Here is a 21,467-nt window from a genome sequence, read left to right as displayed (position 1 = left end):
GAACAATCAAGGATTTTATCGCTTTTTCGATAAACTCGACAAAAACCATCCGCATAGCGGGCTTACTGTTACATTTCGACAAATAATCGCCGTCAATTCAGGCTCGGCCTTCAGCGTTTTTTAGGATTAGGCCGCAATGATGGCCGGATGGAATGCGACGCGCAGACTTGTGAGGATGGCGAAAGCGGGCGGGCGACTCCCGGGGAAGTCCTGCCCGATGATGTTTACCTGTCGGCAATGATGCGGCTGCCGGTCGCCGTCGCCCTTCTCAAAGCCCACCACAATTGCCAGGGCGCGCTGACCGATTTGGAATGGCGGTCGGCCAACCTGGCGGCGGAGCGGCTGCTGGGGGCTTCTCCTCTGGCCGGCCGCCGGCTGCGCGGTGACGCGACCGACGCCGCCTGCCCCGGGCTGTTCGCGGTGCTGGCCGATGGCCTGCATGAACCGGTGGAGCGGACGGTCGCGGCACGGTGCGGCGGCATTCCCGTGCGCTGGCGGGTGGTGGCGGCCCCGGCCCCCGGCGGTCTCAGCGCGATCCTGACCGACCTCGGTCCGGAAGCCCCCTCCGTGGCCGAAGCGCTGGCCGAAAGCCTGACCGCTGCGCTGGAACACAGCGCCGAGAGCTTCGCCCTGTTCGACCATGACGACCGCCTCGTCCACGCCAACAGCCGATTGAAAAGCGACCTGCCCGCGCTGGCCGACCGGCTGGTGCCCGGCATCCCGTTCGAAGAGCTGGCCCGCAGCTTCGCCCTCTCCGACCCCCGCCTGACCACGGAGGAGGAGCGCGCGACCTGGCTGAGGGTGCGGCTGGAGCGGCATCGCCGGCTGGAGCCGCCGGTGGTCGTGCCACTGCCCGACGGACGTTGGCTGCTCAGCCGCGAACATGCGGTTCCCGGCGGCGTGCTGGTCCACTACACGGACGTCACCACGCTGAAGCTGAACGAGGAGCGGATGCGCGTCCGCGAAGCCGAGGCGCGTGCCGCCCGCAGCGAGGCGGAAAGCGCCAGCCGTGCCAAGAGCGCCTTCCTGGCGCAGATGAGCCACGAATTGCGGACGCCCCTGAACGCCGTCCTCGGCTTTTCCGAAATGCTGCTGTCGGAGCCGTTCGGGCCGCTGGGCAACCCGCGCTACCGCAGCTATATCGGCGACATCCGCGATGCCGGGAGCCATCTTCTTGCCCTGATCGACGATATCCTGGAGTTGTCGCGCCTGGACGGCATCATGCCGATGGCCGAGGAGGGGGTGGATTTGGACGCCCTGTCGCTCAAGGTCATCGAGGCGCTGCAGGAGGTCGCGGCCGAGGGTGAGGTCCGCCTGCACCGCGACGTGCCGGCCGATCTTCCGCTTCTGCAAGGCGACGCCCAGGCGCTGACCCAGATGCTAACCAATCTGCTGTCCAACGCCGTTACCCACACCCGGCCGGGCGGACAAGTGGTGCTGACGGCGCAGCTGATGCCGGACGGCGGGATCGGGCTGATGGTCGCCGACACCGGCGTCGGCATCCCGACCGCCGAGCTTCCCCGCATCCTCCACCCCTTCGAGCTCCAGGACTCCACCATCGCCCGCAATTCCCAAGGAACCGGGCTGGGCCTGCCGATCGTCAAGCGGCTGGCCGAAATGCATGGCGGCCGGCTGGAGCTGACCAGCGAGCCGGGAGTCGGGACCTCCGCCGTGCTGGTGTTCCCCGCCGAGCGCAGCCTGCCGCGCGACCGGTGCCGGCCGGTTCCCCTGCCCCCGATCGTCATTCCAAGCTGAGGCGTTTGCGGAGCGGCAGAAGCCCGCCATACCCTTTTTGCCCCTTGGCGCCGATCGGCCGACGCGGCATTCTGTTGCCAACGTTCCCGAACCGTTCCCATTGCTGATGGTGGCACTGCGCCAATGAGCAACGACCTTGCCGTTTCCGCTTCCGACAGCGACCCAGCCCCGTCCGCCGGCGGAGCGCTGACGATCTTCCGCGGCGTGCGGCGGGCGCTGGCGACGCACGGCTATGCCACCCTGACTGAATTCCGCCTGGCGAGCGGACGGCGGGCCGACGTGCTGGGCATCGACGAGTCCGGCAGCATCCTGATCGTAGAGGTGAAGAGTGGCGTTCCCGACTTCCGGTCAGACCAGAAATGGCAGGAGTATCGCGAATGGTGCGATGCCTTCTATTTCGCCGTCGATGACGGTTTCCCGACCGAGCTGATCCCGGAGGATTGCGGACTGATGGTCGCCGACGCCTATGGTGCCGAGATCCTGCGCGAGGCGCCGGTTGCCAAGCTGGCGGCGGCCCGCCGCAAGACCCTGCTCCTGCGCGCGGCGATGACCGGCGCCGGGCGCCTGCACCGGATCGAGGATCCGATGTTCTCCCAGGCCTCTCCCACGGTGTGACACCGCATCCATCCGACGCTGTCTCATGGTGTGGGTGCGCGCCGCGGAAGAAGCGGCTAGACTGCCTCCCTCTCATCAACCGGGAAGAGCGGACCGGCATGCCCCCCTTGCACATCCTGCTGGCGGAAGACGAGACGGTCACCCGCCTTGCCGCCCGCGCCCTGCTGGAGCGCGCCGGCCATCGGGTGGTGGCGGTGGAGGATGGCCCTGCCGCCGTCGCGGCCGCCGCGCAGATCGCCTTCGACCTGATCCTGATGGATCTGGGATTGCCCGGCCTGCCCGGCGACGAGGCCGTCCGTGCCATCCGCGGCCGGTCCGGCGGCGGCACCCCGCGAATCCTGATGCTGACGGCCAGCATCACCTCCGACGGCCGCGACCGCTGCGCCGGCTGCGGCGCCGACGGCATCCTGGCAAAACCCTTGCGACTTGACGCTCTGACCGCCGCGCTGGCCGGCTCGCCGCGAACCACGCCGCCGGTGGACGAGCCGGACTTCGACGAAAGCGCCATAGCGACGATGCGGGACATGCTGCCCGCCGCCCGTGCCGACGAGTTGATCGGCAAGACGGCAGCCGTGTTGAGCCAGCATAACCAGACGCTCGGCGCAGCCTTGCGGAATGGCGACCTGACGACTGCCGGCGCGATGGCGCACAAGATCGCCGGCGTATCGGGCCAATATGGCTGCCTTGCCCTGCGCCGCGCCGCGCGAAAGCTGGAGGCGGATCTGGAGAACGGCGGCGCTGCCGACCTGCCGCGGCGCATGGCCGACCTCTCCGATTCGCTGACGCCGGCGCTGGCCTTTCTGGATCGTTGCGTCACCGGGGCGCGGGGGTGATCCCCCGGACCGTTCCCGCGGGCCGGGCGACGGTCAGCCGCGCTCGCCGGGGGAAACGGCCACGCAATGATGACCGTGCTTCGTCAGGACCGCACAGGCCTTGCGCGCATCCTTCTCGTCAAGACCGGTCAGGCGGGCGCGATAGACGGTGTCCTTGCCGGCCTTGGCCTCCACCACGTTGGGCTTGGCCGCGCGCAGGATGAAGGGGGCCTGCTTGACCGCCTGGCTGACCGCCTTGTTGCCGGCAGCCCGGCTTGAGAAGGCGCCGACCTGAACGCCCCAATGCGATCCGGCCTCGCGGGTGGCCTTGCTCTCGCGCGACGGAGCGGGGGGAACCGCGGCCATCTGTACGGCGGCGCGGACCGGCTTGGCCTTCACCACCGGCTCGTCATCGTCATCCCCCTCGCCGTCGGCTGGATCGGAGTGCGTGGTGTCGAGGCTGGCCATCACCGGCCCGTCGTCGCGGCCACGGCTGGGCCGGCCGAAGGCCTGGTCGAGCAGCGCCTCCATCTTGTTGTCGCGCGATCCCGCGGACTTGCCGCCCATCACCACGCCGACCAGACGGCGCCCATCCCGCACCGCCGATGCGGCGAGGTTGAAGCCCGACGCGACGGTGTAGCCGGTCTTGATGCCGTCCATGCCCTCGTAGCGGGACATCAGACGGTTGTGGTTGGCCAGCGTGCGGCCGCCATAGACGAAGTTGCGGCGGCTGAAATACGGATAATATTTGGCGTGGTCGCGCATCAGGGCGCGCGACAGCATCGCATAGTCACGGGCGGTCGTGACCTGCTCCATGTTCGGCAGACCGGACGCATTGCGGTAGACGGTGCGGCGCATGCCCAGCTCGCGCGCCTTGCGCGTCATCATCTCGGCAAAGCGCGACTCGGTGCCGCCCAGCGCCTCCGCCAGGACGACGGCGGCATCGTTGGCGGACTTGGTGACGAGACCGAGGATCGCGGTTTCCACCTTCAGCGTCTGACCGGCGCGCAGGCCGAGCTTGGTCGGGGACATGCTCTCCGCGAAGGAGGAAACCGGCAACTGCTGGTCGAGGGATAGGCGGCCGTCCTCCAGCGCATCGAAGGCGAGATACAGCGTCATCATCTTGGTCAGCGACGCCGGATGGACGATGGCGTCGGCGTCCTGGTCGATCAGCACCTGCCCGGTCCGGGCATCGACCACGATGGCCGCGGCCTTCGCCGCCAACGCTTCGGCCGCCGAGAGGCCAGACCCGACAGCCGCCAGGCCAAGCAGCGCGGCAGCCGCGAGGAAATGGCGCCCCATACCCGCCGAACGCCGCCCGCCGGTCGTGTCCGTTGCGCGAAAGGCGAACGGAAACAATCCGTTACGAACGGTGTTGCGCGTTACACTCATGATGGCCCCGCCAACCGCTAGATTTTGGTGCTTGGTTCAATGGTAAATTCGTGCGAAATCAGTGTCTAGCAGGAATTCGTTAATTTCTTGCTTTGGCTTTTGGCAGTGTCTGTGACCAAAATGGCAGGTCCTGGCTGACGGAGGATGACGGGGAAGAGGCGGAGAACGGCACGCAAGCGGTGGGGTTATGGCACGGGGGCATACGGATTACCGGCGCCCTCCGATCGGCCGGGACCCGGCGACCGGGCTTGCCGCCGCGACCTGCGTTCTCCACCTACCAGGGGCCGCCGACGCGAGGCAAGCGACAATGAGCCGTGGTCATCAAAGAAGCACCCCGGAGACAAGCGCACCGGGAACAAGCGTTCCGACCGACACCTTTTCCCCCGACGGCCCTCGCCCTGGCCTCGCCCGTCGTGCAACCGCGGCCCGTGTGGCGATATCCATGGCGGCAGGCCTGCTGGCGCTCGCCGGCTGCACCTCCGTCGGACCGACGGACAATCCGGTGGCGCGCAAGCTGACCTGGTTCAGCTATCTCAACGGCGACGATCTGAGGATGCGCTGCGGCAAGGACGGGACCGACCGCTTCCGCCTGGTCTTCAACGCAGACTACAACCGCCATGTGCGGACCTACGACGTCGTCGGCGATCCCGAGCGCGGCGGTGCCGCGGTGGAGGCCCATGTGATCGAGGCAACCGACTTGGCCCGCATCACGCCGGCCGACCCCTTCTCCGCCGCCCGCGGCCGCAAGGCGACGCTGGAATTGAGCGCCGCGCAGTATGCCAGCTTCATCGGCCGCCTGCGCGAAGACGGGGCGTTCGACCCGCCGCCCAATGGGCTGAGGCTTCCGTCGAACGGATTCTACTGGCTGATCAACGGCTGCCGCTCCGGGCAATGGTTCTTCACCGCCTATCCCTACCCGTCCAGCCGCTTCACCGATGCCGGTTTCCCCGACCTGCTGCGCAGCATCGACCCGACAGGAGTCGCCTTTCCCGGACTGCCGGAACCGGAGGACGCGCCGCGCACCCTGCCCTCCTCCGGCGAGGTGGCGGACGGCGGCGTCTTCTTCGAAATCCAGGTCGGCCGCGACGGTCAGGGCCACTATGGACTGGTCGGCCCGACCGCCCCCTTCGGGGCGCTGATGCTCAGCGCCCTTCCGGCGGACTGATCCGTTCGCGCCCCCCTCACCGGCCCCGTCAGGCCGGTTCCTCGGCAGTGTGGCGCGGACGCAGGCTGTCGGGCACCAGGGTTTCGACCCAGGGACCGTCCGGCATGCGGCGGGCCAGTTCCGTCAGATTGCGGTTCCACCACTGGCGCTGTTCGCTGAGGTCGTCATAATCGTAGTTCGACTGCCGCCAGCTGCGCGACTCCGCATGGTAGGACACCATGTCGATGGGAAAGCCGACATCGTTGCTGGAAAAACGGGTGCTGTCGAAGGACAGGTAGGCCAGCTTCAACGCCGTCTGCATGTCGGTGCCGTAGGTCAGGGCCCGGTCCAGGATCGGCTTGCCATAGGCAGTCGCGCCGATCGACAGGTAGGGCGTGCGTTCGTCCACCTCGATCCAATTGCCCTCCGGATAGACTAGGAACATGTAGGGCTCCCGGTCCTCGGACAACTGGCCACCGATGATGGCGTGCAGATTGAAGTGCAGCTTCGACGCCTCCAGCGACTCCTTGTCCTCCGCGGCGACTTGCCGCAGGCAGGCGGTGAAGGCCGACACGGCGTCCAACATGGTCGTATAGGCCTCTCCCCGGCGCTTCTGCATGTCGCGGCGAAGATAGGCCAGCGTCTTGTCGCGCACGCTCCGCAGGCCGGAATTCATGATGAAGAAGCGGTCGCCGCCGCTGCCCATCATCGTCACCTTGCGGGCTGACGAAAGCTGCGACCCGCTGGTGATGCGGCCGTCCGACAGACCGATCAGGCCGTCGCGTGTCTTGATGCCAAGGCAATAGGTCATGATCGAAAATGTCCCGAAGATGCGGCCTGGAGAGCGGAGGGCCGGGAGCGCCGCGTCCAAGCGCCGCACCTGACCATTGGCCGAGGCGAAACGCGCCCGCGGCCACGCTACACTTGTCCCACCGCTGGTAAATCCTTCGTTAAGGAGTTGCTCCGTCAGGGGTTTGCCGCCAGCACCGCGATCCCAGCACGCGGCGGCAATGTCGACGATTGCGCATTCATCGGATTTTCACGCAATGGGGGTATGTTGCGGCGCGAAAGTCCAGGCAGGACACATGCCGAACGTACTGTTGACAGCGCCGGCTGCTTAGCCCATAAAATTCTCATATTGCAGCGCAACATTTCCCAAGCCTCTTCGTGGCATCGGGAACCGGATGCGCAACGTATAAACGCAACGCAAACCACTGCCGGCAGGCTTCCAGCCTCGATCCGCAGCGGCAGGGGTCATCGTCCAAACGTCGGCATCAGCCAGGAAGGAACGCGCGTCATGAACCAGTTCTCGCCGAAGTCGCTCGAAACCGTCGCCGCCCAGGCCAAGGAGCAGTATGAGGGTCTGGTGAAGGCCGGCCAGGAGCAGACGGTCAAGCAGTTCGAACAGACCGCGACCGCCGCCAAGGAGCAGTTCGAGAAGACCGCCGCCCAGCTGCTGAAGAGCTACGAGGATCTGCAGGCCACCGGCAAGGCCAATGTCGAAGCGCTGATCGCCAGCAGCACCATCGCCGCCAAGGGTGCCGAGGATCTGGGACGCGAAGTCGTCGCCTATGGCCAGTCGGCGCTGGACAAGTCGATCACCACCGGCAAGGCCCTGCTGGCCGCCAAGACCCTGCAGGAAGTCGTCGAGCTGCAGAACGACTTCCTGAAGTCCAGCTTCGACGCGATGCTGGCCGAGACCAATCGCCTGCAGGAACTGACCACCAAGGTCACGAACGAGGCGCTGGCCCCGCTCAACGCCCGCGTCACTGCGACGGTGGAGACCTTCTCCAAGCCGATCGCCGCCTGATCGGTCCGATCCGATCGAACGGTAAGGCCGGGAATCAGCGTTGGCTCCCGGCTTCGCAAACGGCCCGGCAACCCCCACGCGGTTGCCGGGCCGTTTTGCATGCGAATGGGGTTTGCCTCGCATGCCAGGTTTTATTGTGCAGTGCACAATATCCATTGACTCCCTGCCTGGCTTTCCCTACATTCCAAGCTATGTTGCAGTGCAGCATATCTCGGGCGCCCGCCCTGCCGGGGTCCGAGGGTTTCAACCCACTCCGCACCCGGTCGCCGCATCGTCGGGGCCGCGCGGTTGACCCCTGAGAGAGCGCGAGGAGCATAGCCATGTCCGACCAGATCACCGCCGTCACCAAGTCCGTCGAAGACGCCATCGCCACTGCCAAGCAGAACCTGGAAGGCCTGGTAAAGGCCCAGCAGGAGCAGATCGAAAAGGCCTCCGCCCAGGTGCTGAAGGGCTATGACGATCTGACCGTGCTGACCAAGCAGAACGTCGACGCCTTCGTGAAGTCCGGCACCGTCGTCGCCAAGGGCGCCGAAGAGGCCGGCAAGCAGGTCGCAGCCTTCACCCAGTCCTCGCTGGAGAAGAGCGTGTCGAACGCCAAGGCCCTGCTGGCGGTGAAGACGATCCAGGAACTGATCGAGCTGCAGAACGCCTACACCAAGGCCAGCATCGACGCCCTGGTGTCGGAAAGCACCAAGATGCAGGAACTGACCGTCAAGATCGCCAACGAGGCGCTGGCTCCGCTGAGCGCCCGCGTCAACGCCACGGTCGAGGTTCTGTCGAAGAAGGCCGCCTGATCGGCGAAGGCGGCCGGGCCTTGACCGGCCTGCCGACCTTCCCAGTTGTCAGGTCCGCATTGCGACGGCCCGGCACCCCGAACAGGGGTGCCGGGCCGTTTTGCGTTCGCATCCCACCGAATGCCGGGGTGCGGCGGAAAGGGGCTAGGGTTTTCCGCCGATTGCGGTCCGGCCAAAAGCGATGTCTCCTATTCCGGGGTAGCGGGAGGGCCGGTGGACCAAAGGAGGGTCTGCCAAATGGAGGGAGACTGAAAACGGCCCCTTCCCACCGCGACCGAAATGACCATATCATTCACATTGACAGTGCATCGCGATGACATTCGACTGGGACCATGGCCGACTCTGACAAGCAGGGCAACGACGGCACGAACAGCGGCGTGGTCGTAAAGGCCAAGCCGAAGACCAAAAAGCCGTCGATGTACAAAGTATTGATGCTGAACGACGATTACACTCCCATGGAGTTCGTCGTTCTCGTTCTCGAACGCTTCTTCAGCAAATCGCGGGAGGAAGCGACACAGATCATGCTGCATGTGCACCGGCGGGGTGTGGGGTTGTGCGGCGTGTTCACCTACGAGGTGGCGGAGACGAAAGTCACGCAGGTGATGGACTTTGCGCGCCAGCACCAGCACCCGCTGCAATGCACGTTAGAAAAGGATTAGACCCACACATGCTGTCGCGTAACCTGGAACAGACGCTGCACCGAGCCCTGGCCCACGCGAACGAGCGCAGGCATGAATACGCGACGCTCGAACATCTGCTTCTCGCGTTGACCGAAGACTCCGATGCTACCGCCGTCTTGCGCGCTTGCGGGATCGACCTCGACCGACTGCGCGCGGAACTGTCGGATTACCTCGACAACGAACTTGCGAACCTTATCACGAACAGGCCCGATGACGCCAAGCCGACGGCTGGTTTCCAGCGGGTTCTGCAACGTGCGGCCATCCACGTCCAGTCGTCGGGACGTGAGGAGGTGACGGGAGCAAATGTGCTCGTTGCCTTGTTCTCTGAACGCGAGAGCCACGCGGTCTATTTCCTGCAGGAGCAGGAGATGACCCGGTTCGACGCGGTCAACTACATCTCTCACGGAATCGCGAAGGCTCCGGGCCGCTCGGAAACAAAGCGTGTCTCGGGCGCTGACGACGAGGCGGCGGCGGAGAAGGTCGTGAAAAAAGGCAGCGAAGCGCTCGACGCGTATTGCGTCAACCTGAACAAGAAGGCGTCCGGCGGGAAGATCGATCCGCTGATCGGCCGGGAGCAGGAGGTCGAACGGACCATCCAAATCCTGTGTCGGCGCTCGAAGAACAACCCGCTGTATGTCGGCGACCCCGGTGTTGGCAAGACCGCCATCGCCGAGGGCCTCGCCCGCCGCATCGTCCAGCAGGAAGTGCCGGAGGTGCTGCGCAACGCCACCATCTTCGCGCTCGACATGGGCTCGCTGCTGGCCGGCACCCGCTACCGCGGCGATTTCGAGGAGCGGCTGAAGGCCGTCGTGTCCGAACTCGAGGCGACGGAGGGGGCCATCCTCTTCATCGACGAGATCCACACGGTGATCGGCGCCGGCGCCACCTCGGGCGGGGCGATGGATGCGTCCAACCTGCTGAAGCCGGCCCTGGCGTCGGGTTCGCTGCGCTGCATCGGCTCGACCACCTATAAGGAATACCGCAGCTACTTCGAGAAGGACCGGGCGCTGGTCCGCCGCTTCCAGAAGATCGACGTCAACGAGCCGTCGGTCGAGGATGCGGTGAAGATCCTGCAAGGCCTGAAGCCCTACTACGAGAAGCACCACAAGGTCACCTACACCAACGACGCCATCCGCGTCGCGGTGGAGCTGTCGGCCAAATACATCGGCGACCGCAAGCTGCCCGACAAAGCCATCGACATCATCGACGAGGTCGGTGCGGCGCAGATGCTGCTGCCGGAGAACAAGCGCCGCAAGAAGATCGGCGTGAAGGACGTGGAGGCGGTGGTCGCCAAGATCGCCCGCATCCCGCCGAAGTCGGTCAGCCGCGACGACAAGGAAACGCTGCTGAATCTGGAACGCGACCTGAAGACCATGGTCTTCGGCCAGAACAAGGCGATCGACGCGCTGGTCTCCGCCATCAAGCTGGCCCGTGCCGGCCTGCGCGAGCCGGAGAAGCCGATCGGCAACTACCTGTTCACCGGCCCGACAGGCGTCGGCAAGACCGAGGTGGCCCGCCAGCTCGCCATGACTCTCGGCATCGAGCTGACCCGCTTCGACATGTCGGAGTATATGGAGCGGCACACGGTGTCGCGTCTGATCGGCGCCCCTCCGGGCTATGTCGGCTTCGACCAGGGCGGCATGCTGACCGACGCCATCGACCAGCATCCCCACTGCGTCCTGCTGCTGGACGAGATCGAGAAGGCCCATCCGGATCTGTTCAACATCCTGTTGCAGATCATGGACCACGGCAAGCTGACCGACCACAACGGCAAGATCGTCGACTTCCGCAACGTCATCCTGATCATGACCTCGAACGCCGGGGCCGCCGACATGGCCAAGCCCGCCATCGGCTTCGAGCGTGACCGCCGGGTCGGCGAGGACATCGAAGCGGTCGAGAAGATGTTCACGCCGGAGTTCCGCAACCGTCTCGACGCGATCATCCCGTTCGCGCCGCTGACGCAGGAGGTCATCAACCGCGTCGTCGACAAGTTCATCATGCAGATGGAGGCGCAGTTGGAAGACCGCGGCGTGTCCATCGAACTGAACGAAGAGGCGCGCGAGTGGCTGGGCAAGAAGGGCTACGACCCGCTCTATGGCGCCCGCCCGCTTGGCCGCGTTATCCAGGAGTACATCAAGAAGCCGCTGGCGGAAGAGCTGCTGTTCGGCAAGCTCAGCAAGGGCGGTCTGGTGAAGGTCACCGTGAAGGACGAGAAGCCGGCTTTCGAGTATGCCGAAGGCAGCCGGCCGAAGCGCACGTCCGGCGACGATGACGAGGAAATGGTGTCGGAGATGGTCGAGTAACCCGACCTCCCCGTTCCATATCGTGAAAAAGGGGAGCCGTCGACGGCTCCCTTTTTGTTGCCATTGCGGCGGATGCGCTCTTTTGCATCATCTCTTCACCGCGCGATACTTTTGCGCGTAGGCCGGACTGCGCTATGGTCGGGCCCATGACCGATCCCGCCGCCATGCAGCCCGCCCTTTTGCAGTCCGCAGATGCGCAGGCACCCTTGCTGCCCGCGCCCGACGCGCTGCGCATCGCCTTCGCCTGCGCCGACACGGACGAGGCCCGCGCCGCCCGCACACGGCTGGTCCACCGCTACGGCAACGCCATGCCCGACGAGGCCGACGTGATCGTGGCACTGGGCGGCGATGGCTTCCTGCTGGAAACGCTGCACCGGGCGCTCACCCGTGATCGCGAACGGCCGACACCGGTCTACGGCATGAACCGCGGTTCGGTCGGTTTTCTGCTGAACGCCTACCGTGAGGAGGATTTGGCGGAGCGCATCGTGGCGTCGCAGCATGTCCGGCTGCATCCGCTGCGCATGATCGCCACCAGGGTGAATGGCGAGCGGGTGGAGGCGCTGGGCATCAACGAGGTCTCGCTTCTGCGCGAGACACGGCAGGCGGCCAAGCTGCGCATCACCATCGACGGGGTGGTGCGGCTGCCGGAACTGATCTGCGACGGCGCCCTGGTGGCGACGCCGGCCGGCAGCACCGCCTACAACCTGTCGGCCCACGGCCCCATCGTGCCGCTGAATGCCGGAGTCCTGGCCCTGACCCCGATCAGCGCCTTCCGCCCAAGGCGCTGGCGCGGCGCCCTGCTGCCCCACGCCGCCCGCATCACCTTCGACGTCATGGAAGAGTCGAAGCGCCCGGTCAGCGCCGTCGCCGACTTCACCGAAGTGCGCGAGGTTCTTCAGGTCGAGGTGCAGGAATGCCGCGAGGTCGGCCTGACCCTGCTGTTCGACCCGGAGCTGAATTTCGAGGAACGCATCCTGAAGGAGCAGTTCGCGCCCTAAACCTCTCGCGCACGGTCCGTCTACGCCCGCCTTGCCACCCAAACGGCGGTCAGGTCGTCGCGCAGCGGCAGGCGGATGCGGGAGTAGAAGCTGTCCATCATCGGGCCGAGCGGGTGGATACGATCCTTGGCCAGCGCGGCCCGCACAAAGTCGGGCACGGCATCCTGCCCCAGCGGGCCGAGATCGTCGCCGCCGCATTCGATCAGTGCGTCGCTGTAGAGGAACAGGAAGCCACCACGGGCCAAGCGGAAGCTATGGTCGACATACTGTGCCCGCCGCGAGGCGCCCAGAACCAGACCGGCCGAATCGAGCAGCCGGATGTCCGGCCCGTCGCCCTTCATGCCGGCCGGCGTTCCCAGCACCGGGTTGGGCGACCCCGCCGCGGCGAAGGTCAGCGTATCGGTGGCAAGGTCGAGGATGCCGAAGAAGGCGGTGGCGAACTGTCCCGTCGGCAGCACGTCCTTCAGCGCCGCGTTCAGTTGCGCCAGCCATTGCGACGGCGCCACATGATGCATGGGAAAGCGGTCGATCAGGGTGTGCAGGCGGAAGGTGTTGATCGCCGCGGTGATGCCATGCCCGGCGAAATCGACCATCAGAAGCCCGAGCCGCCGGTCGCCCAGCGGATAGAGCCCCCAGAAATCGCCACCCAACTCCGAGGAGGTCTCGAAATGGGCGTCCAGGGTCAGGCCATAGCGGTCGGCCACCTCCGCCAGCCGCCGTTTTTCCGGCAGAAGCGAAGTCTGCATGGCGCGGGCGTGCGACAGCTCCCGCTGCACCCTCTCCCGAAAGGTGGCAAGATCGTTGAACAGCTTGCGCTTTTCCAGCTGATGGCGGACACGGGCCACGCATTCGCCGGGCTTGATCGGCTTGGAGATGAAATCGCTGCCACCCGCCTCGAAACAGCGCACCTGCTCCTCATCGCTGTCCAGCGCGGTTTGGAACAGGACCGGCAGCTCCTCATGCGTCGCGCTGCGGCGCAATGCCTCGCACATCTCCAAGCCGTTCATCACCGGCATATCGACGTCGAGCAGCACGAGATCGGGACGGAACCGGTCGACCGCGGCCAGCCCTTCGCGCCCGTTCTCGGCAAAGGCGATGTCGGTGATGCCGGCACGGCGGATCACAAGGGCAAGGGATTTGCGGTTGAATTCGTTGTCGTCGACGATCAGGACACGGCAATCCGACAGCGACAGGCCAGGCACGGGCATGCGGGCTCCGTCAGCGGTCGAACTGCAGGACGGTGCAACGCCCGCCGTCGGTCACCGTCACACGGGAGGCAAGCGTGCGCATGAAGACGAAGCCGCGGCCCGACCGCGCCTTGTTGCCGGTGGTCGCAGGAGCCAGTTCGGTATCGAAACCGCCGCCCTGGTCCACCACGGCGATGGCGATGCTGTGATCGGTCCAGCGGCAGAAGATGTCCAACCGCCGGCGCCCCACGGCAGGGTCGCCCAGCCGGTCGCGCATCATTTCGCTGAAGCGGCGATAGCCGCCGGGCTCGCCCTTGACCGCGCTCGAAAGGCCCAGATTGCCGTGGACGATGGCGTTGGCGACCGCTTCGTGCAGGCAAAGCTCCACGTTGGACCGGCGTTGCGGATCGAGCGCCCCGCGCCGCACCAGCTCGTCGCAGACCAGGACCGGGCATTGCAGGCCATAGGCGCTGCCGGTGGTCAGCGACAGATAGAATCCGGGCAGGCGCGGATGTTCCGCCGCCGGCGCACCCGACCAATCGTCGAGCAGGGCCTCGCACTCGTCCGTTCCCTCCCCCAGCTCCACCGTCAGAAAGGAACTGCGGTCGAAGGCGGCGCGCAGCCGGTCGCGGTCCGCCCTCTCCACCAACTGGGCCTCGACCACCGGACGGGCGGTCACCGCAGCGTCCGGAAGGCCGTCCGTCCCAACCCCGGTGCCGTCGAAGCGGGAGAAGATCCGGGCAGCCATGTCCGCCGGCACGCGGTTGCGCAGCATGCTGAAGGAACGGAGCGCCGGTTCGGCCGGGGTGTCGGGAAGGGCGGCGTCCATGGCGGCAATCTCCCCAGTGGAAGGGACCGGTGCGGCCGGCGGCAGGCCGGCCGCCGGTTGTTCAATGTTCGAAGGTGATGATCTCTGACAGGCGGGCAAGCTCGATCGACCGCTTCACGTCGCCGGCCGCTCCACGGACGATCAGCTTGGTGTTCAGGCTCTCGGCCTCCTCCTGCAGGATCAGCAGCATGCCGAGGCCGGCGGAGTCGATGAATTCAAGCCCCGACAGGTCGAGCACGACCCGGCTTCCTCCCAGATCCCGCAGCTGGGTCACGATTTCGACCAGACGGTCGTGGTCGGTGAACTCCATCCGACCGGACAGCCGGATCTCGGGCACCGCATCGGTTCTGATCGTCTTGAAATCCATACTTTCCCTCACCCATCGGTCGCTGAGAGGCCGTGGGCGTGCAGCCCGGACGGCCCTCATACGAATGCGCGCGAAACACCCGGCATTTGCCTATGCACAGTAGTGCAAGCCCGGGCGTTCCCTCAAGCTCGGATGCCACCAGGAAGAAGCCTTTCACCGCAGCGCGACACTTTTCCCCATGCGACAGCCCGGGTTCACCCCCATGGACGCGCCGTCCGCAACCGGGTAGAACGTCCGTAGGGGCGCACGCGCGCTGCGTGCCGCACCAACGAACGTCCGGAACGGCAATGTATGACCAGGATCGCTGAGGCGTGGCGGCGCGTGCCGGCGGTATCGGCAAAATTCCTGCTGATCCTGGTGCCCAGCCTGGTGGTCACCGTCTCGCTGTTCTCCGCCCTGTTCTTCTACGACCGCTACCAGGATCTGCAGGCGGCCCTGCGGGACAAGGTGGCGACCATCGCCGACATCAATGCGGCGGCATTGTCCAACAACCTCTGGACCTTCGACGTCCAGGCGATCCGCAATGTGATCCAGGCCATCGGCGCCAACCGGGAGCTGGTCTGCGTCGAGGTGACGGACGATCTGGCCGACGGGCTGTTCGCCTGGCCCGGACCGAGCTGCCCCTTGAGCGGCGACGCCAACATCGAACGCCGCCCGATCCGGGTGCAGAATCTCCAGGTCGGCACCATCACCCTGCACTACAACCACAAGGTCGCGCGCGAACAGTTGCGGCAGGAGGTGGTGAACACCGCCGTCCTCCTTCTGCTGATGCTGGCCGGCACCATCGCGGCGGCGCTGGCGGCACTCCGGCTGACGGTGGGACGGCCGCTTCGGCGGCTGATCGCCTCCATCCTGGAATCGGAACGCGGCGGCGGGCTGCAGCCGGTGGATTGGCGCGCTTCGGATGAACTCGGCCGGGTGATCCAGGCCCACAATGCCATGCTCGCCCGGCTGGGCCGGGAGGAGGCCGCCCTGCGCATGAGCGAGCAGCGGCTGGCGCTGGCCATCACCGCCACCCGGTCCTCGGTCTGGGATTACGACCTGCGGACCGGGCTTTACTGGTGGTCCAAGGAGTTTCCCACCCTGCTGGGCTACGGACCGAACGAGCTGGCCATGACGACGGAGACCTGGGCCTCGCTGCTGCATCCGGACGAAGCGGAAGGGGTGATGGCCGATTCGCGGCGCCGGCTGCGCGACCGGGCCATGGCCTACACGGCGGTCTACCGGATGCGCCGGCGCGATGGCCGCTGGGCCTGGATCGAGGATCGCGCCACCGCACAGCGCGATGCCGACGGCCGCGCCCGGCGGCTGACCGGCACCATGTCCGACGTCACCGAACGGGTGCGGGCGGAACTGGACCTGGCACATGAGCGCAACATCCTGCAGGTCACGCTGGACAACACCGACCAGGGCATCCTCAAGGTCGACGGCGACGGGCGTGTGGTGATGGCAAACAGCCGCGCGGCGGAACTGCTGAACATCCCGCCGGAGGTGCTGGCCGGAAGCCCGCGCTTCGCCGACGTGGTCGCCCTTCAGCGCCGCCAGGGAGAATTCGGCGAGATGGGCGACGACCCCGACCTGTATCTCAGCTACGGAATCGGCGGCACCGATGGCCACGCCGGCGCCGGGCCGGACGAACCGGCCGGCACCATCGACCAGCCCTTCACCTTCAAGCGACGCCGTCCCGACGGCCGCATCGTGGAGGTGCGCACCAACCCGCTGCCGGAGGGCGGCTTCGTCCGCACCCTGACCGATGTGACGGTGGAAGCGCGGTCGGCCGAGGAAATCTTCAACGCCATGCAGGAACTGGAGCGCGCCTATGCCGACCTGAAGGAGACCCAGGCCAATCTGGTCCAGGCGGAGAAGATGGCCTCGCTCGCCCTGCTGGTCGCCGGCGTGGCCCACGAGATCAACACGCCCATCGGCATCGCCTTTGGCTGCGCCACCCATCTGTCGGGACGGACCGGCACCCTGGCCGAGGCGTTCGAGCGCGGGACGATGAGGAAGTCGGAGCTTGCCGCCTATGTCGCCACCGCCAGCGAATCCTCCCGCCTGATCGAACAGAACCTGACCCGCGCCGCCGAGCTGATCCAGAGCTTCAAGCGGGTCGCCGTCGACCAGACCAGCGAGGAGCGGCGCCGCTTCGACCTGCTGGCCTATCTGGAGGAGGTGGTGACGTCGCTCGGCCCTACCCTGCGCAAGAGCCGTCACCGGGTCGCCATCGCCTGTTCGCCCGGCATCCTGATGGACAGCTTCCCCGGCGCGCTCAGCCAGGTGGTGACCAATCTGGTGATGAACGCCCTGACCCACGCCTTCCCGGCGGACAGCAAGGGACACATGGTGATCGACGTGGACGAGATGCCGGACGACGAGGTGACGATCCGCTTCGCCGACGACGGCGTCGGCATTCCGGCGGAAAATCTGCCAAAGGTGTTCGAGCCCTTCTTCACCACCCGCCGCGGGTCGGGCGGCAGCGGGCTGGGGCTGCACATCGTCTTCAACCTCGTCACCCAGTCGCTCGGCGGGCGGATCTCGGTTGACAGCGTTCCCGGCGATGGAACTACCTTCACCCTGCGAATCCCGCGGACCGCCGCGACCCCGCAGGCAGCCACGCAACCCCAGTCCCAACCGCAGCCGTTTCCCCTTCCGACGCCCGTCCCGCTGGAGACCGACCCCGCATGAGCACCGGCGCCGCCTTTGACGACGACGAGATCCTGTTCGCCGACGAGGAGGCGGAAGGGCTTGCGGATCGCTCCGGCGCCACCGCGGTTCAGCGTGCACCTGCGCACGACCCGGCCGCCCCGCCCTGGACCATCCTGGTGGTGGACGACGAATCCGACGTTCATTCGATGACCGGCCTGCTGCTGGCCGATGTGACCTTCCAGCGGCGGCGGCTGGAACTCGTCAGCAGCTTCACCGCTGCCGACGCCCGTTCTGTTCTGGAACTCCGCCGCGACATCGCCGTGGTCCTGCTGGACGTGGTGATGGAGGAGGATGATTCCGGCCTGAAGCTGGTGCGCTGGATCAGGGACGAACTGGGCAACCGCGACGTCCGCATCATCCTGCGCACCGGCCAGCCGGGACAGGCGCCGCAACGCGACGTGATCGTCGATTACGACATCAACGACTACAAGCCGAAGGCCGACCTGTCGGCGGAAAGCCTGTTCACCGCCGTGATCGCCGCGCTGCGCGCCTTCGACCAGATCCAATCGATCGAAACACGCGTGGCGGAACGCACGCGCGAACTGCGCGAAAGCCGCGAGCAGGCGGAGGAGGCGACCAAGGCAAAATCGGCCTTCCTGGCCACCATGAGCCACGAGATCCGCACGCCGATGAACGGGGTGCTCGGCATGCTCGGCCTGCTGGAACGGACGGAACTGGACGAGCATCAGCGCGACACCGTCGCCACCATGCGCGAATCGGCCAGCGCGCTGTTGCGCATCATCGACGACATCCTGGATTTCTCCAAGATCGAAGCCGGAAAGATGGATCTGGAGCGGGTGCCGCTGTCGGTCCCGGCCTTGGTCGAAGGGGTGGCCGAAACACTGGCTCCCGCTGCCGGGGCAAAAGGGCTGGTGCTGCTGACCTATGTGGACCCGGCAATTCCGCAGGCATTGCTGGGCGATCCGGTGCGGCTGCGCCAGATCCTGTTCAACCTCGCCGGAAACGCCATCAAGTTCACCGAGACGGGCCGTGTCGTCCTGCGCGCGGAGCTGGAGACCGCGACTTCGGACGGCGACGCCGAACCGCTGCTGCGCATCGCCGTCTGCGACACCGGGATCGGGATTGCCGAATCCACCTGCCAGCGCCTGTTCCAGCCCTTCACCCAGGCGGAAAGTTCGACCACCCGGCGCTTCGGCGGCACCGGGCTGGGATTGTCGATCAGCCGCCGGCTGGCGGCGCTGATGGGCGGCGAGATCGGGGTGGAAAGCGAACCCGGCGCCGGCTCCACCTTCTGGCTGCGCCTGCCGCTGACCCGCGCAGCGGCACCGGCCCCGGCGGAGGATGCCAGCGACACCATAGGGCTGGATGGCCTGACGGTGCTGCTGGGCGTGCCCGACGACACCGAGCGCGGCTTTCTCGCCCGCTACCTCGAACAATCCGGCGCCCGCGTGCTGCCCGCAGCCTCCCCGCCGGAACTGGCGACCCAGGCCCGCATCGCGCGGGAGGCGGGATGCGCCGTCGGTGTCGTCACCATCGACGAGGCGCTGCAGGTTCCTGCCGCAGCCTGCGCGCCCGACGAGTTCGGCCGCCGCAGCGGCGAACCCCGGCCGCCGGTGGTCCTGCTCTGCCACGAGACCGGGAGAGAGGCGTCCGCCACCTCCCGTCCAGGCACACGGGGCGCCCAGCCCGGCACCGTGGTGCTGAGCCGCCCGATACGCCGGCTGGTGCTGCTGCGCGCGGTGGCCGCCGCTGCCGGACGTCCGGTTCTCCTGCCCGCCCCCAATGCCGGCCCCCATGACGCCGCCCCGGCCACGCCCGCCGCCGGCCGCAGCGCCCGCTCCACGCAACCGTCCGCGCCGGCCGCACCCAGCGAAGAGGAGGCGACGGCCCAGGGGCGTCTGATCCTGGTGGCGGAAGACAATCCGGTGAACCGCAAGGTTCTGCTGATGCAGCTGCAGGCCCTCGGCTATGCCGCGGAGATGGCGCCGGGCGGAGCGGAAGCGCTGGCCGCTCTCGACGCCATGCGCCAGGGCCGGCGCCGCTACGCGCTGCTGCTGACCGACGTCCAGATGCCGGAGATCGACGGATTCGAGCTGACCCGCCGCATCCGCGCCGCCGAAGCGGATATCGGCAAATCCGGCTGCGGCAGCCGCCTGCCGATCATCGCGATCACCGCCAACGCCGCCCCCGCCGACATCGAGAGCTACCGCGCCGCCGGCATGGACGACGTGCTGAGCAAACCGCTTGAACTGTCGCAACTGGCCGTGGCTCTCGCCCGCTGGATGCCGCCGGCACCGGTTTCGTCCGAAGGGGAGGAATATGCTCCGGCGACCTCCGCCCCGCCGGCCGTAGGCGATTCGCCGATCGAACTCGGCGGTCTGCGCGCGCTGTGCGGCGGCGATGCGACGATGCTGGCGGAGTTGCTGGATGACTTCGTCACCATCGGCCGCGGGATCATCGCCGATCTCGATACGGCGCTCGGCAACGGCGACCGTGACTGGGTGCGGGCCTGCGCCCACAACCTGAAAGGCTCCTCGCGCAATGCCGGAGCCAAGCCGCTGGCGGAAACCGCCCGTATCCTGGAACAGGCCGCCGCCGAGGGCGCGCCGCTCTCCCGTCTTGCGGAGGCGGCCGATCGGCTGCGCGTCAGCTTCACGGTCACCTGCGAGGCCATCGGCAAGGAGCTGGCCGAAACGGAGAGGCCGGCAGGATGAACGATCCGACGACCCGCCACCCCAGCCGGCGGGAGGCGCTCGGCTTCCTGCTGGGCACCGCCGCCGCAACGGCGGCATCACCGTTGCGGGCCCAGACTGCGACCGTCCAGAATCCACCGGCGGATGTCGGCGTGCCGCGGCTGGGCGAGGAGTTGACACCCTTCGGGGCGGTGCGGGCCGGCAACCGCACACGGGCGATCCCCGCCTGGACCGGCGGATTGACCCAGGCGCCGCGCGGCTATGTGCCCGGCCGCCCCTCCCCCGATCCCTTCATCGAGGATGTCCGCTGGTTCACAGTCGGTGCCGCCGATGTCGAGCGCTACAAGGTCCGGCTGACCGCAGGGCAACTGGCGCTGCTGGAAAAATTCCCGGAGAGCTTCGAGCTGGCGCTGTTCCTCAGCCGGCGCAGCGCCGCCGCTCCGCAACGCATCTATGACGCGTCGATGGCGAATGCCGACCGGGCCTCGCTGGGGGCGAATGGCCTGGTCCTTCGCGATGCGGCGGTCGGCGTACCCTTTCCCATCCCGGCCAACGGGGTGCAGGCGATGTGGAACCACAAGCTGCGCTGGCGCGGCGAGCGGGTGACGCGCACCAGCCTGACCATGGTCCAGTCCGCCGACGGGGCACGCACGCAGACCCGGCTGCGCGAGGATTTCCTCTCCCCCTACGCCGCCGGAGACGCCACGGCACCGCCGCTGCTCTACCGCCGCACCGTCCTGGAGCCGAAGGAGCAGGCAGGAAACAGCCTGATCGTCCAGTCGACGCTCGACCCCATCGCCGCACGGACCCGCGCCTGGGCACGGGAGGGTGAACGCGGCCGGGTGGTGCGGGCGCCCGACTTCGCCTATGACACGCCCGACCCGGTGACGGGCGGCATCTGCACCGCCGACATGCTGGACATGTTCAGCGGCGCGCTCGACCGCTTCGACTTCACGCTGGTGACGCGGCGCGAGATGTACATGCCCTACAACGCCCAAAGGCTGACCAACCCCGGCCTGACGGCGCGGGACATCCTGTGGCCGGGCCATCCGAACCCGCAATTCCTGCGCTACGAGATGCATCGGGTCTGGGTGGTGGATGCAAGGCTGAAGCCGAACTTCCAGCACTCCCTGCCCGACCGCACCTATTACCTGGACGAGGACAGCTGGCAGATTCTGGCGTCGGAGCATTACAACGGCAAGGGCGAGCTTCTGCGCTACGCCGAGGCGCATCCGATCCCGCACTGGCAGGTCCCGGCCCTGGTCCCGACGGTGGAGTTCGCCTTCGACCTGACCGCCGACCGCTATGTCGCGCGCGGCATGGACAACGGCCTGCCGCCGCCGCAGTTCGACGCCCCGCTCAAGCCGGACGATTTCACCGAGGAGGCCCTGGTCCGCCGCGGCCGGCGGGGATGAGGCCGGCCC

Annotated in this window: 17 protein-coding genes; 12 read left to right on the top strand and 5 right to left on the bottom strand. The window is 67.1% G+C overall.

All coding sequences use genetic code 11. The annotated features are described in order from the left end of the window. The first annotated feature begins 237 nt into the window (after positions 1–237). The 3 genes from A6A40_RS02520 to A6A40_RS02510 all read left to right on the top strand — a co-directional run bounded on the left by A6A40_RS02520 (position 238) and on the right by A6A40_RS02510 (position 3,203). Complete coding sequence (locus A6A40_RS02520) at positions 238–1,755, top strand: PAS domain-containing sensor histidine kinase (protein WP_063633965.1); 1,518 nt, start codon at positions 238–240, stop codon at positions 1,753–1,755. 123 nt (positions 1,756–1,878) lie between these two features. Further along, the gene (locus A6A40_RS02515) at positions 1,879–2,370 is read left to right on the top strand and encodes an MmcB family DNA repair protein (RefSeq protein WP_063633964.1); all 492 of its coding nucleotides are present in this window, start codon (positions 1,879–1,881) and stop codon (positions 2,368–2,370) included. Positions 2,371–2,468: 98 nt separating this feature from the next. Then, positions 2,469–3,203, top strand: coding sequence for a response regulator (locus tag A6A40_RS02510; RefSeq protein ID WP_236783706.1), 735 nt, complete (start codon positions 2,469–2,471; stop codon positions 3,201–3,203). A 33-nt stretch (positions 3,204–3,236) separates the two neighbouring features. On the opposite strand, the gene A6A40_RS02505 is transcribed toward A6A40_RS02510, so the two are convergent. After that, entirely contained in the window at positions 3,237–4,484 is a 1,248-nt protein-coding gene (locus tag A6A40_RS02505; RefSeq protein ID WP_063633962.1) for a D-alanyl-D-alanine carboxypeptidase family protein, read from the bottom strand. A 532-nt stretch (positions 4,485–5,016) separates the two neighbouring features. Here A6A40_RS02505 and A6A40_RS02500 point away from each other — a divergent pair. Next, positions 5,017–5,739, top strand: coding sequence for a hypothetical protein (locus A6A40_RS02500; RefSeq protein ID WP_063633961.1), 723 nt, complete (start codon positions 5,017–5,019; stop codon positions 5,737–5,739). Positions 5,740–5,767: 28 nt separating this feature from the next. Here the strand turns inward: A6A40_RS02500 and A6A40_RS02495 are convergent, their stop codons facing one another. Beyond that, complete coding sequence (locus tag A6A40_RS02495) at positions 5,768–6,529, bottom strand: proteasome-type protease (RefSeq protein WP_063633960.1); 762 nt, start codon at positions 6,527–6,529, stop codon at positions 5,768–5,770. Positions 6,530–7,015: 486 nt separating this feature from the next. On the opposite strand from A6A40_RS02495, the gene A6A40_RS02490 reads away from it, so the two are divergent. The 5 genes from A6A40_RS02490 to A6A40_RS02470 all read left to right on the top strand — a co-directional run bounded on the left by A6A40_RS02490 (position 7,016) and on the right by A6A40_RS02470 (position 12,303). Then, a complete protein-coding gene (locus A6A40_RS02490) occupies positions 7,016–7,528 on the top strand; it encodes a phasin family protein (RefSeq protein WP_063633959.1) in 513 nt (170 codons plus the stop codon). A gap of 320 nt (positions 7,529–7,848) precedes the next feature. Continuing rightward, on the top strand, positions 7,849–8,322 hold the full coding sequence (locus A6A40_RS02485) for a phasin family protein (protein ID WP_063633958.1): 474 nt from the start codon (positions 7,849–7,851) through the stop codon (positions 8,320–8,322). A 332-nt stretch (positions 8,323–8,654) separates the two neighbouring features. Then, the gene (gene clpS, locus A6A40_RS02480; RefSeq protein ID WP_063633957.1) at positions 8,655–8,981 is read left to right on the top strand and encodes an ATP-dependent Clp protease adapter ClpS; all 327 of its coding nucleotides are present in this window, start codon (positions 8,655–8,657) and stop codon (positions 8,979–8,981) included. An 8-nt stretch (positions 8,982–8,989) separates the two neighbouring features. Beyond that, positions 8,990–11,305, top strand: a complete 2,316-nt coding sequence (gene clpA / locus A6A40_RS02475; RefSeq protein ID WP_063633956.1) for an ATP-dependent Clp protease ATP-binding subunit ClpA — start codon at positions 8,990–8,992, stop codon at positions 11,303–11,305. 146 nt (positions 11,306–11,451) lie between these two features. Further along, positions 11,452–12,303, top strand: coding sequence for an NAD kinase (locus A6A40_RS02470; RefSeq protein WP_236783705.1), 852 nt, complete (start codon positions 11,452–11,454; stop codon positions 12,301–12,303). Positions 12,304–12,323: 20 nt separating this feature from the next. Here the strand turns inward: A6A40_RS02470 and A6A40_RS02465 are convergent, their stop codons facing one another. The 3 genes from A6A40_RS02465 to A6A40_RS02455 form a co-directional block, all read right to left on the bottom strand. After that, a complete protein-coding gene (locus A6A40_RS02465) occupies positions 12,324–13,511 on the bottom strand; it encodes a PP2C family protein-serine/threonine phosphatase (protein WP_063633955.1) in 1,188 nt (395 codons plus the stop codon). 10 nt (positions 13,512–13,521) lie between these two features. Then, positions 13,522–14,319, bottom strand: coding sequence for an ATP-binding protein (locus A6A40_RS02460; protein ID WP_063633954.1), 798 nt, complete (start codon positions 14,317–14,319; stop codon positions 13,522–13,524). 61 nt (positions 14,320–14,380) lie between these two features. Next, on the bottom strand, positions 14,381–14,686 hold the full coding sequence (locus tag A6A40_RS02455; RefSeq protein WP_063633953.1) for an STAS domain-containing protein: 306 nt from the start codon (positions 14,684–14,686) through the stop codon (positions 14,381–14,383). Positions 14,687–14,977: 291 nt separating this feature from the next. Between A6A40_RS02455 and A6A40_RS02450 the strand changes: the two genes are divergently transcribed. Genes A6A40_RS02450 through A6A40_RS02440 form a run of 3 tightly spaced genes read left to right on the top strand, consistent with a single transcriptional unit; the run spans position 14,978 to position 21,458 of the window. Further along, positions 14,978–17,368: an ATP-binding protein gene (locus tag A6A40_RS02450; protein WP_063633952.1), complete on the top strand. Its 2,391-nt coding sequence runs from the start codon at positions 14,978–14,980 to the stop codon at positions 17,366–17,368. Further along, positions 17,365–20,064 (top strand): response regulator, encoded by a 2,700-nt coding sequence (locus A6A40_RS02445; RefSeq protein ID WP_063633951.1) that lies wholly within the window; start codon positions 17,365–17,367, stop codon positions 20,062–20,064. Before A6A40_RS02450 ends, A6A40_RS02445 begins: the two co-directional genes overlap by 4 nt. Further along, positions 20,061–21,458, top strand: a complete 1,398-nt coding sequence (locus A6A40_RS02440; RefSeq protein WP_063633950.1) for a DUF1329 domain-containing protein — start codon at positions 20,061–20,063, stop codon at positions 21,456–21,458. The genes A6A40_RS02445 and A6A40_RS02440 overlap by 4 nt, the downstream gene beginning before the upstream one ends. Positions 21,459–21,467: the final 9 nt, after the last annotated feature.

Source organism: Azospirillum humicireducens (genome assembly GCF_001639105.2).
Classification (GTDB): domain Bacteria; phylum Pseudomonadota; class Alphaproteobacteria; order Azospirillales; family Azospirillaceae; genus Azospirillum; species Azospirillum humicireducens.
Note: the sequence above shows the minus strand (reverse complement) of the source record. Positions and strands in the feature narration are given on the sequence as shown.

What these genes read in the sequence shown, in the direction of transcription:
- A6A40_RS02500 (WP_063633961.1), top strand. Translation starts at nt 5,017, where the DNA reads ATGGCGGCAGGCCTGCTGGCGCTCGCCGGCTGCACCTCCGTCGGACCG.
- A6A40_RS02490 (WP_063633959.1), top strand. Translation starts at nt 7,016, where the DNA reads ATGAACCAGTTCTCGCCGAAGTCGCTCGAAACCGTCGCCGCCCAGGCC.
- A6A40_RS02495 (WP_063633960.1), bottom strand. Translation starts at nt 6,529, where the DNA reads ATGACCTATTGCCTTGGCATCAAGACACGCGACGGCCTGATCGGTCTG.
- A6A40_RS02510 (WP_236783706.1), top strand. Translation starts at nt 2,469, where the DNA reads ATGCCCCCCTTGCACATCCTGCTGGCGGAAGACGAGACGGTCACCCGC.
- A6A40_RS02520 (WP_063633965.1), top strand. Translation starts at nt 238, where the DNA reads ATGATGCGGCTGCCGGTCGCCGTCGCCCTTCTCAAAGCCCACCACAAT.
- A6A40_RS02515 (WP_063633964.1), top strand. Translation starts at nt 1,879, where the DNA reads ATGAGCAACGACCTTGCCGTTTCCGCTTCCGACAGCGACCCAGCCCCG.
- A6A40_RS02465 (WP_063633955.1), bottom strand. Translation starts at nt 13,511, where the DNA reads ATGCCCGTGCCTGGCCTGTCGCTGTCGGATTGCCGTGTCCTGATCGTC.
- A6A40_RS02470 (WP_236783705.1), top strand. Translation starts at nt 11,452, where the DNA reads ATGACCGATCCCGCCGCCATGCAGCCCGCCCTTTTGCAGTCCGCAGAT.
- A6A40_RS02485 (WP_063633958.1), top strand. Translation starts at nt 7,849, where the DNA reads ATGTCCGACCAGATCACCGCCGTCACCAAGTCCGTCGAAGACGCCATC.
- clpA (WP_063633956.1), top strand. Translation starts at nt 8,990, where the DNA reads ATGCTGTCGCGTAACCTGGAACAGACGCTGCACCGAGCCCTGGCCCAC.
- A6A40_RS02440 (WP_063633950.1), top strand. Translation starts at nt 20,061, where the DNA reads ATGAACGATCCGACGACCCGCCACCCCAGCCGGCGGGAGGCGCTCGGC.
- clpS (WP_063633957.1), top strand. Translation starts at nt 8,655, where the DNA reads ATGGCCGACTCTGACAAGCAGGGCAACGACGGCACGAACAGCGGCGTG.
- A6A40_RS02445 (WP_063633951.1), top strand. Translation starts at nt 17,365, where the DNA reads ATGAGCACCGGCGCCGCCTTTGACGACGACGAGATCCTGTTCGCCGAC.
- A6A40_RS02455 (WP_063633953.1), bottom strand. Translation starts at nt 14,686, where the DNA reads ATGGATTTCAAGACGATCAGAACCGATGCGGTGCCCGAGATCCGGCTG.
- A6A40_RS02505 (WP_063633962.1), bottom strand. Translation starts at nt 4,484, where the DNA reads ATGGGGCGCCATTTCCTCGCGGCTGCCGCGCTGCTTGGCCTGGCGGCT.
- A6A40_RS02450 (WP_063633952.1), top strand. Translation starts at nt 14,978, where the DNA reads ATGACCAGGATCGCTGAGGCGTGGCGGCGCGTGCCGGCGGTATCGGCA.
- A6A40_RS02460 (WP_063633954.1), bottom strand. Translation starts at nt 14,319, where the DNA reads ATGGACGCCGCCCTTCCCGACACCCCGGCCGAACCGGCGCTCCGTTCC.